6 protein-coding genes are annotated in these 9,268 nt (G+C 41.9%); 3 read left to right on the plus strand and 3 right to left on the minus strand.

Annotated features, from left to right (window positions below; genetic code table 11):
• Nucleotides 1-52 precede the first annotated feature (52 nt).
• Nucleotides 53-2,800: an ATP-binding protein gene (locus QSH61_RS00485; protein WP_286122871.1), complete on the plus strand. Its 2,748-nt coding sequence runs from the start codon at nucleotides 53-55 to the stop codon at nucleotides 2,798-2,800.
• Here the strand turns inward: QSH61_RS00485 and QSH61_RS00490 are convergent.
• From QSH61_RS00490 to trxA, 3 genes are all read right to left on the minus strand, one after another.
• Entirely contained in the window at nucleotides 2,797-4,059 is a 1,263-nt protein-coding gene (locus tag QSH61_RS00490) for a methyl-accepting chemotaxis protein (RefSeq protein ID WP_206472110.1), read from the minus strand. The genes QSH61_RS00485 and QSH61_RS00490 overlap by 4 nt on opposite strands.
• Nucleotides 4,060-4,196: 137 nt before the next feature.
• Entirely contained in the window at nucleotides 4,197-5,456 is a 1,260-nt protein-coding gene (rho, locus tag QSH61_RS00495) for a transcription termination factor Rho (protein WP_010604247.1), read from the minus strand.
• 205 nt (nucleotides 5,457-5,661) lie between these two features.
• Nucleotides 5,662-5,988, minus strand: coding sequence for a thioredoxin TrxA (gene trxA / locus QSH61_RS00500; RefSeq protein WP_010378172.1), 327 nt, complete (start codon nucleotides 5,986-5,988; stop codon nucleotides 5,662-5,664).
• A 91-nt stretch (nucleotides 5,989-6,079) separates the two neighbouring features.
• Between trxA and rhlB the strand changes: the two genes are divergently transcribed.
• Nucleotides 6,080-7,360: an ATP-dependent RNA helicase RhlB gene (gene rhlB, locus QSH61_RS00505; protein ID WP_010604249.1), complete on the plus strand. Its 1,281-nt coding sequence runs from the start codon at nucleotides 6,080-6,082 to the stop codon at nucleotides 7,358-7,360.
• A 52-nt stretch (nucleotides 7,361-7,412) separates the two neighbouring features.
• On the plus strand, nucleotides 7,413-8,921 hold the full coding sequence (gene gppA, locus QSH61_RS00510; protein WP_174170983.1) for a guanosine-5'-triphosphate,3'-diphosphate diphosphatase: 1,509 nt from the start codon (nucleotides 7,413-7,415) through the stop codon (nucleotides 8,919-8,921).
• Nucleotides 8,922-9,268: the final 347 nt, after the last annotated feature.

A 9,268-nucleotide genomic window follows, 5' to 3' on the forward strand; every position in this document is an offset into this window, starting at 1 on the left:
TGTGTTTGCGTGTTGTTTTTATCTCTCTACTACTTTTCATGCGGAATATGCAGTGAGTAATACTTCACTCACTGAACGCATTACGGAAATGAAGCTGATTACGAATTGGCAACAAAAACAAATTCTAGGCAAGGAACTTCTCGCTGAAAAAAAGCTCGGAAAAGAGAAAAAAGTGGACATTTTGTTTAGCCTTGGTAAGTCTGCTTATAGTCACAATCAGTTTAAAGATGCACTAGCTTTTCTTAGCCAGCTAGAATTAATCACCCAGTCAGAGCCCTTAACTGACAACCACTTTACTGCTGTTAAGCTACAAGGGATCTGTAATTTCTATCTCGGTCAATACCAACAGGCAATAGAGTTTTACTCTCGTGCTTTAGCGCTGGCTGAACAGCGTAATATCCCTATTGAAATGGCTAACTTACACAGCAACCTAGGGTTGGCCTACTTTAAAAACTTTACTTTAGATCTTGCACTACAAAACTATTTAAAAGCGGACGAGCTCTATCAGGAGTTTGGCAATGCTCAAGATCACGCTGACATTCTACTCAATATTTCAGGGGTTTATATTCGTCAAGCTGCCTACGATAAAGCGGAGGAGATGCTACATACCGCGCTTAAAGCTTTTAATGAATTGGGTGATGAATATGGTGTCGCGCTTGCTCATGCAGATCTTGGAGTCCTGTATACGGAAACGAAAAAGCCTGAATTGGCTAAAGCTTCTTATCAGGCCGCCATTACGTATTATGAAGCTCAAAATGATGTTCGCCATTTATCGTACGAATACGTTAACCTCGCACTTCTTAGCTATTCCTTAGATCAGCTTGACGTTGCTGAAAAAGAGGCGAATTTTGCACTTTATTACGCTGAAAAGGCTCAAAACCCCGCTAATGTTATGGAGGCGCAATATACATTAGCACAAATATTTTTTGCACAAGGCAGACTTGTAGAAGCCTTAGCGAATGCTGAGCAAAGTTTAGCTGCCAGCCGATTGATGCACGAGCAGAAGAAGGAGCGAATGTCGCTACGTTTACTAGCGCTAATTGAGGCTGCTCAAGGTAATATACAACAAGCTAGAGAATATGACTCGCAAAATCTGGAAGCGCAAAAGCGCTTAATGAATGATGACGTGCTTAAGCGAATCAATGATTATCGTGCTAAGTATGAAGCGAGTGAGCTTTCTCGAGAAGTTGAAGTGCTCAAGCAAGAGCAAAAATTACAGCTACTGAAAGAAGAGCAGCGCAGCCAGTTACAATTGTTGGGTGTTATCATTGCACTATTAACCTTACTGACAACTTTCGCACTTTACCGACGTAAGGTTGAGCAAAGAGCAAAACTGGAGCTAAGTCAAAAAGTCGCACTCAGAACATCTGAGCTTCAGCAAAAAGCGGATGAGTTAAAAGCGGCAAATCAAGTGAAAAGTCAATTTCTAGCAAACATGAGCCATGAAATCAGAACGCCACTTACTACGGTGCTGGGACATGCAGAAGACTTGTTGGTCGAACAAGATTTAAATGCTCAGGCACAAGCTTCAGTCAGAACTATCTATAATCAAGGGTTACACTTACGAGATCTCGTCAATGATATTCTTGACCTAAGTCGAATCGAAGCTGAGCGCTTAGAGCTTGAATCAACAGAGTTTTCGGTAAGCAGCTTACTTGCGGACTTATGCGATATGTTTCAACAAAATATCCAGAGTAAGGAATTAGAGTTTATCGTTTGTGACCAGGTCAGGGCTAACGCTTACGTGCGTTTAGATTACATTCGAGTAAAACAAATACTAATAAACTTGCTAAGTAATGCCCTAAAGTTTACCGAAAAAGGCCGTATTGAATTAGAAGTATCTGAAACGCACCATGGCTTACAGTTTGTGGTGAAGGACACAGGTATTGGCATGACTGAGCAGCAGATAGGCCGAATTTTTGATAATTTCCAACAAGCTGACAACAGCATAACAAGGCGCTTTGGTGGCTCTGGGCTCGGATTAAGTTTGTCGAGCCAGCTTGCGCATATGATGAATGGTGAAATAAAAGTTCAAAGCATTATTGATAAAGGCAGTATCTTCTCTTTTCATGTACCTTGTACTGTGTATCTCAATGTCGCGGCCACTGAAGCGCAAGAACCTCAGCTAAAGCAACCTTTGTTATCAGGTACTGTGTTGGTTGTAGAGGATCACCCTGAAAACCGCCAATTATTCTCTCGTATGATCGAGCGGACGGGGGCGACAGTCATTGTAGCCGAAAATGGTGCTCGAGCGGTTGAACAGTGTCTTAGTGATTTTCCTGATTTGGTGCTTATGGACATTCAAATGCCAAGAATGGATGGTGTCGAAGCATTAAGGATTATTCGTTCTGCTGGCTATTCTGGGCCGATATACGCGCTAACCGCTAATGTACTGATGGAAGAAGTCAAATCATATATTGATTCTGGATTCAATGGACATATTGGCAAGCCGATTAATAAAAATGAATTGCTGGGAGTTCTGAATACGCATTTGAACTTTGAGCATGGCAAAGCATATGAGCTTAATATCGATTTATCGGACTTAAGAGATAGCTTCGCAAGTACTTTTGAACAAGAGCGTTATTTACTAATTGATGCTTGGCAAAATAAAGAGCTGCTCACACTCCAGGCTATTTGCCATAAGTTGGCGGGGGCGGCATCTATGTTTGAATTTCCCGAACTGGCAAGTATAGCCATAGAATTTGAAAAAGTGTTAAAGCAAGGAAATGAAGATCAGTTTCAGTCTTTGTTCTTAGCGATGTGCGATCAGCTAAAATCTAAAGAGTCTTTAGCGTCCTAAAATAGTTCTATATCATCAGCATTCCCCACATTTGAGTTTTCAGGTTGCTCAATATTACTGATTGATACCCGTGAACTGTCTTTTCTGGTGTCTAGTTCCGGGGTGTAATCTGAAATCTTAAACATGGATAACTTGGAATGAATACTTTGCGATAGTGCTATGAGGTCACGATTGGAGACAGCCTGTATTCTTGTACTTGAAAGTGCATCTGAATTCAGGTGCACCATTGACTCTATGCTCTCTTGAGCTTCGTCAGAGGCTTGCTTCTGTTCTCCAACTTGTCGATGAATATCGTGAGACATTTGGTTGATAGAGAGCATCGCGTTTTCTATTTCATCAACCTCTTTTGTAGAGGCTTCGCTTAATTTTACCGTGTTATCTGTTTCCTCTAGTGCTGCTTGCATGAGTGCGTAAACAGAATCTGTACCGGATTGAATTTTTCTGATAACCAGACTTACTTCTTTTGTAGATTGGCTTGTTCTTGCCGCTAAATTACGAACTTCATCAGCAACGACGGCAAAGCCTCTGCCCAGCTCGCCAGCTCGTGCTGCTTCAATCGCAGCGTTTAGCGCAAGTAAATTGGTCTGCTCTGCAATAGCACTAATAACTTCAAGCACTGAGCTAATTTCGTTGCTGTCTGTTTTGAGCAACTCTATTTGTTCATTGGTTTTTTTGATGTTATCTGCAAGAGTTAGCAGGCTTTTTTGGCTTTTGTCAGTATCTAATCTGGTTTGCTTCACTGCCGTTGTAGCGTTTTCTACAGATGCGTAGATCTGCTCTAAGCTAGTATCTAAACGCGCGGAAATCTCTAACATAGACTGTATCGAGGTGGCTAAGTATTCTCCGTGAGTATGTTGTAGCGTCGCTTTTTGCGTCATGGATGCGTAGGTATCTCTTAAACTATCTGCCATTGGGTGAAGTCGAGAAGAAGATGCGTATACTTCACTAATTATATGTTCTATAACGGCGAAGCAATCATTCATTAGTAGGCAGGACTTAGAAATATTTTTATCTTGTTCGTTAAAGCGATACGTTAGGTCGACACCATTGTCGTTGATAAAGTTGCGAACGAGATGTTCCATATGCTTTTCAGCGGAAGAGGTTTTCTTAAAGTATAAAAGCTGGAATAGCACCCCCAGTACTAGAGCTCCGAGAGCAACAGCTATTTTGGCTGTATCAGAAGATAGCAAGGTGATTGCGAGTGTTACCGAAGCCAGATTAAACAGTGTGACTGTGACAATAATACGACTCGGCTTCATTCTAAGTCCCTAGGTTCATTATACAAATACGGTTTAAATTCACTAGATAGGTATAGAACAAAAACAGGCAGTTGGCGAACCTGAAAAGCAAAAAGCCAGCATAAGCTGGCTTTTCAAAAATTAGACTTAGAGTCTACTTACTTACGACGCATTGAGTCGAAAAACTCATCGTTTGTTTTGCTCATGGAAAGCTTATCAATAAGGAATTCCATGGCATCGATCTCACTCATTTCATGCACAATCTTACGCAAGATCCACATCTTTTGAAGCTCATCAGTCTTCGTTAGTAGTTCTTCACGACGAGTACCAGAGCGGTTGAAGTCGATAGCTGGGAATACACGTTTTTCCGCAATCTTACGGTTTAGGTGTAGTTCCATGTTACCCGTACCTTTAAACTCTTCGTAGATAACTTCATCCATCTTAGAGCCGGTATCGATAAGTGCCGTTGCGATGATGGTTAAGCTTCCGCCTTCCTCAACATTACGCGCAGCACCAAAGAAGCGCTTAGGTTTGTGAAGTGCATTGGCATCAACACCACCAGTTAATACTTTACCTGAGGAAGGAATAACCGTGTTGTATGCTCGAGCAAGACGTGTGATTGAGTCAAGTAGAATAATAACATCCTTCTTATGCTCAACTAAGCGTTTTGCTTTTTCGATTACCATTTCTGCTACTTGAACGTGGCGGTTGGCAGGTTCGTCAAACGTAGAAGCAATTACTTCACCTTGAACAAGACGCTGCATCTCAGTTACTTCTTCCGGACGTTCATCGATTAGTAGTACCATCAATGTTGCATCTGGGTTGTTGTATGTGATGGACTGAGCAATGTTTTGAAGCAACATTGTCTTACCCGCTTTTGGTGGTGCAACGATAAGTGCACGCTGACCTTTACCAATTGGAGAAGCAAGGTCTAATACTCGAGCGGTAATATCTTCTGTACTACCGTTACCTCGCTCCATTACCATACGCTCATTAGCATGAATAGGCGTTAGGTTTTCGAATAGGATTTTGGTACGAGAGTTTTCAGGCTTATCGAAGTTAACTTCATTAACTTTCAATAATGCAAAGTATCTTTCGCCATCTTTTGGTGGTCTGATTAAACCACTGATGGTATCACCGGTACGCAGGCTGAAACGTCTAATCTGGCTCGGAGAAACATAAATATCATCAGGGCCAGCTAGGTAAGATGCTTCTGAAGAACGTAAAAAGCCGAAGCCATCTTGTAAAATTTCTAAAACACCGCCGCCGTATATATTCTCGCCGCTTTTCGCGTGCGCTTTCAAAATAGCAAAGATAATATCTTGTTTTCTTAAACGAGCTACGTTTTCAAGTCCCATGGACTCAGCAAGTTTTACAAGTTCATTGATTGACTTGTCTTTTAATTCGCGTAAATGCATATTGGTGGGTTCTTTATTACAGTTGTCATTCTCGTTAGTTTCACGAGAGAGGTTGATTTGATAAAGCTTAAAGGTTTGTGGCTTTATAAGTTAGCAGCTAGGCGTCAGGTCGTCCAGTGTTTATACAAATTTTATTCTATTAAAAATGATATAGATCAGGTCTACAACTGCGGCAGTGATGCCGCAGAGTATGTAACAGCCTGAATTACAGGTTGTTTTCTAGGAACTCAACAAGTTGAGTCTTAGATAGAGCACCAACTTTGGTTGCTGCTACTGCACCATCTTTAAACAGTAATAGTGTTGGAATACCACGGATACCGTACTTAGGTGGAGTTCCTGCGTTTTGGTCAATATTCAGTTTGCCGATCGCAACGCGGTCACCGTGTGATTCTGCAACTTCATCAAGGATAGGCGCAATCATCTTACAAGGGCCACACCATTCTGCCCAGAAATCTACTAGTACAGGCTTGTCAGATTTGATTACGTCAGCTTCAAAGCTGTCATCAGTTAGTTGGATAATTTTGTCGCTCATTACGCTCTCCGTTAGAATTAGGCGAAATATTTAATGCGTATTTAAACACTCTTGTTTCTTATTGCAAGTTTAAACGTTATGCTTTATTGCTATGACTAAGACACATTTGACCAATAAAACATTCAACGACTTTGCTTTAGCGCCGGAAGTGGTCGCCGGTTTACAGGAAAATGGCTTCGAATTTTGTACGCCAATCCAAGCAAAGTGTATACCTTACATCTGTGAAGGCCGCGATATCGCGGGTCAGGCACAAACTGGTACGGGCAAAACCCTTGCGTTTTTGACCGCGACCTGTCATCGCCTATTGCAGACTAAAAAGGATAAAAAAACGCAACCTCGTGCAATTATTATGGCACCGACTCGAGAGTTGGCTATCCAAATACATAAGGACGCGCAAGTCATTGCGCCACGTTGTGATCTTAAGCTTGCCCTTGTATATGGTGGCGAAGATTACGAAAAACAACGGGCTCAACTGGAAAAAGGTGCGGATATACTAATCGGAACGACTGGGCGTTTAATCGATTTTTATAAGCAGGGTGCTTATAACCTCAATGATATCGAAGTGGTTGTGCTAGATGAAGCAGACCGAATGTTTGATTTAGGTTTTATCAAAGACATTCGTTATTTGTTTAATCGCATGCCAGGTCGTGAAGAGCGATTAAATCTATTATTCTCTGCAACACTGTCATACAGAGTGCAAGAGTTAGCATTCGAACACATGACCAATCCTATTCATGTGCAAATTGAGCCAGATGTTAAAACGGGCAAGCGTATTCAAGAAGAGCTATTTCACCCGTCAACAGAGGACAAAATACCTTTACTGCTTACTTTGATTGAGGAAGAGTGGCCAGAGAAGGCAATCATTTTTGCTAATACTAAGCACAGCTGCGAAAACGTATATGCATGGCTGAAAGCGGATGGTCACCGTGCTGGTTTGCTTACTGGCGATGTGAACCAAAAGAAACGCCAATCAATATTAGCGCAGTTTACGCGTGGTGATGTTGACTTGCTGGTTGCGACTGATGTTGCAGCACGTGGTTTACATATTCCTGAAGTAAGTCATGTGTTCAACTTCGACTTGCCGGATGACAGAGAAGACTATGTTCACCGCATTGGTCGTACGGGTCGAGCTGGTGCATCTGGGCATGCGATTAGTTTCGCGTGCGAGCAATATGCCTACAATTTACATGAGATAGAAGAATACATAGAACATGCAATTCCTGTTTCTCATTATGATAAAACAGCACTATTAACTGACTTGCGTGCGCCTCAAGTAAATAAACGTCGTCATTCAGGCCATGGTAATAGTGGTAACAAGCAACGTGGTGGCGGTCGCCGAACTGGTGGCTATAGAAAACCACAATCCAAATAAACTTGGATAGTAAAGTAGTAAGCGCTTAATGCGATTTGTTGAGGTTTGAAAAGTGGCAAAGACTGCTTCGAAGGAAGATATTTACGCTGTAATAGACTTAGGTTCTAACAGCTTTCATATGTTGATAGCGAAACATATGGCAGGCGGTATTCACACAATCGGCCGTGTGAAAAGGAAGGTGCGGCTGGCATCTGGGCTTAATGACCAAAATGAATTGTCGCTTGAGGCGATGCAAAGAGGATGGGAGTGCCTTGCTTTGTTTGCTGAGCGCTTACAAGATATCCCCAAGCAAAATGTCAGTATTGTAGCGACTGCGACATTGCGTTTGGCTACTAACGCTCACACATTTATCGAAAAAGCGGAGCAGATCCTTAATCATCAGGTAAATGTGATAAGTGGAGAAGTGGAAGCTAAAACGATTTACAAAGGTGTCGCTCACACATCCGCCTGTCAAGGTAAGCAACTCGTTATTGATATTGGCGGCGCGAGTACCGAAGTTGTGATCGGAAAAGGCTTTGATGCCTTACTGTATAAAAGTTTAAATATGGGTTGTGTGACTTATCTTGATAGATATTTCAGCGATGGCCTATTAAGTCTGAAAAACTTTGACGCTGCAGAGCTGGCTGCAAAACAGGTTATTCAGCCTATTCAAGCCAAATATAAAAAGCTTGGCTGGGAGTTAGCCATTGGTGCGTCAGGTACTGTTCAAGCCATTCAGGAAATTTTCGCTGCGATGGGCGAGAATGAACAACTGACTCTGAGCAAGTTGGAAGAAGTAAAGCTTAAAGCAATTGAATGTGAAACGGTGGCTGCGCTAACTTTACCTGGGCTAATTGAAGAACGCCGCTTAGTCTTTGTATCGGGCCTTGCAATTTTGATTGCACTATTCAAGTCATTGGATATTCAATCTATGGGTCTTGCCGGTGGCGCACTTCGTGAGGGTGTACTTTATAGTATGATCCCTGATTTTCAGGCTGTCGATATCTGTCAGCGCACATTGGATGGTTTCACTCAGCGTTATCATGTTGATACCGAGCAGGCGCTGCGAGTATACGAAGTGGTGTCTGATATTATCGCCCAAGTGTCATCAAGCTGGGGTCTCGATGAACAAGCGAGTCTTCACTTGGCAAAGGCAATCGCATCTCTTCATGAAGTAGGCTTGCTGATTGACTATAAACAGTACCATAGACACAGCGGCTATATATTGGCGAATACTTCAATGCCTGGATATAGCAAAGCGCAAAAAGATATTATCGTTGCTATCGTTAAAAATCATAGAGCTGACCTTGTTGCCAAAGATTTTGATCGATTAGGTTGTCACTTTGGATACGCTAAGTTGTTATGCGTCGTAGTTCGACTTGGTGTTTTGTTATCTATGCGTAGAAAAGACGATGTTCTACCTAAAGTAACAGTGCAAGCCAACAATAAAGAGAATAAGTCCCTGACTATGCAAATGCCCAATCCTTGGCTATCCCTTCATCCGTTGATGTTAGCGGAGCTCATTCAAGAAGCAGCTTACCTATCAAAATTCGGTTGGGAATTAAAAATAGAGCGCATTTAGCGCTCTTTTTGTTTGTAAAACATGCAAAAACAACTGTCTTAGAGTGATTTCTATCCAAACAATCTGTTTTTCGCAATTTTCTTTAAAAAAAGGGTTGCACTAAAATCGGATCGCCCTATAATGCGACCCCACTGACACGGAGCGCTACGCTGAAAAGCAAAGCAGCAACGAGTTAGCGTCAAGTAAAACTTAAGTTCGAAACTTCTTCTCAAGAAATTCAAAATTAAGTGTTGACAAAAAATCGGGAATGCTTAGAATGCACATCCCTCGAAACAGCGAAATGTTTCGAAACGTTCTTTAAAAATATGAAGCAATCATCTGTGTGGGCACTCGTACAGATTGAGTTC

This window comes from Pseudoalteromonas sp. JC3 (assembly GCF_030291895.1).
GTDB lineage: Bacteria > Pseudomonadota > Gammaproteobacteria > Enterobacterales > Alteromonadaceae > Pseudoalteromonas.

Bases quoted from the DNA above. Each gene is read 5' to 3' on its own strand.
- QSH61_RS00490 (WP_206472110.1), bottom strand. From the start codon at position 4,059: ATGAAGCCGAGTCGTATTATTGTCACAGTCACACTGTTTAATCTGGCT.
- rho (WP_010604247.1), bottom strand. From the start codon at position 5,456: ATGCATTTACGCGAATTAAAAGACAAGTCAATCAATGAACTTGTAAAA.
- trxA (WP_010378172.1), bottom strand. From the start codon at position 5,988: ATGAGCGACAAAATTATCCAACTAACTGATGACAGCTTTGAAGCTGAC.
- rhlB (WP_010604249.1), top strand. From the start codon at position 6,080: ATGACTAAGACACATTTGACCAATAAAACATTCAACGACTTTGCTTTA.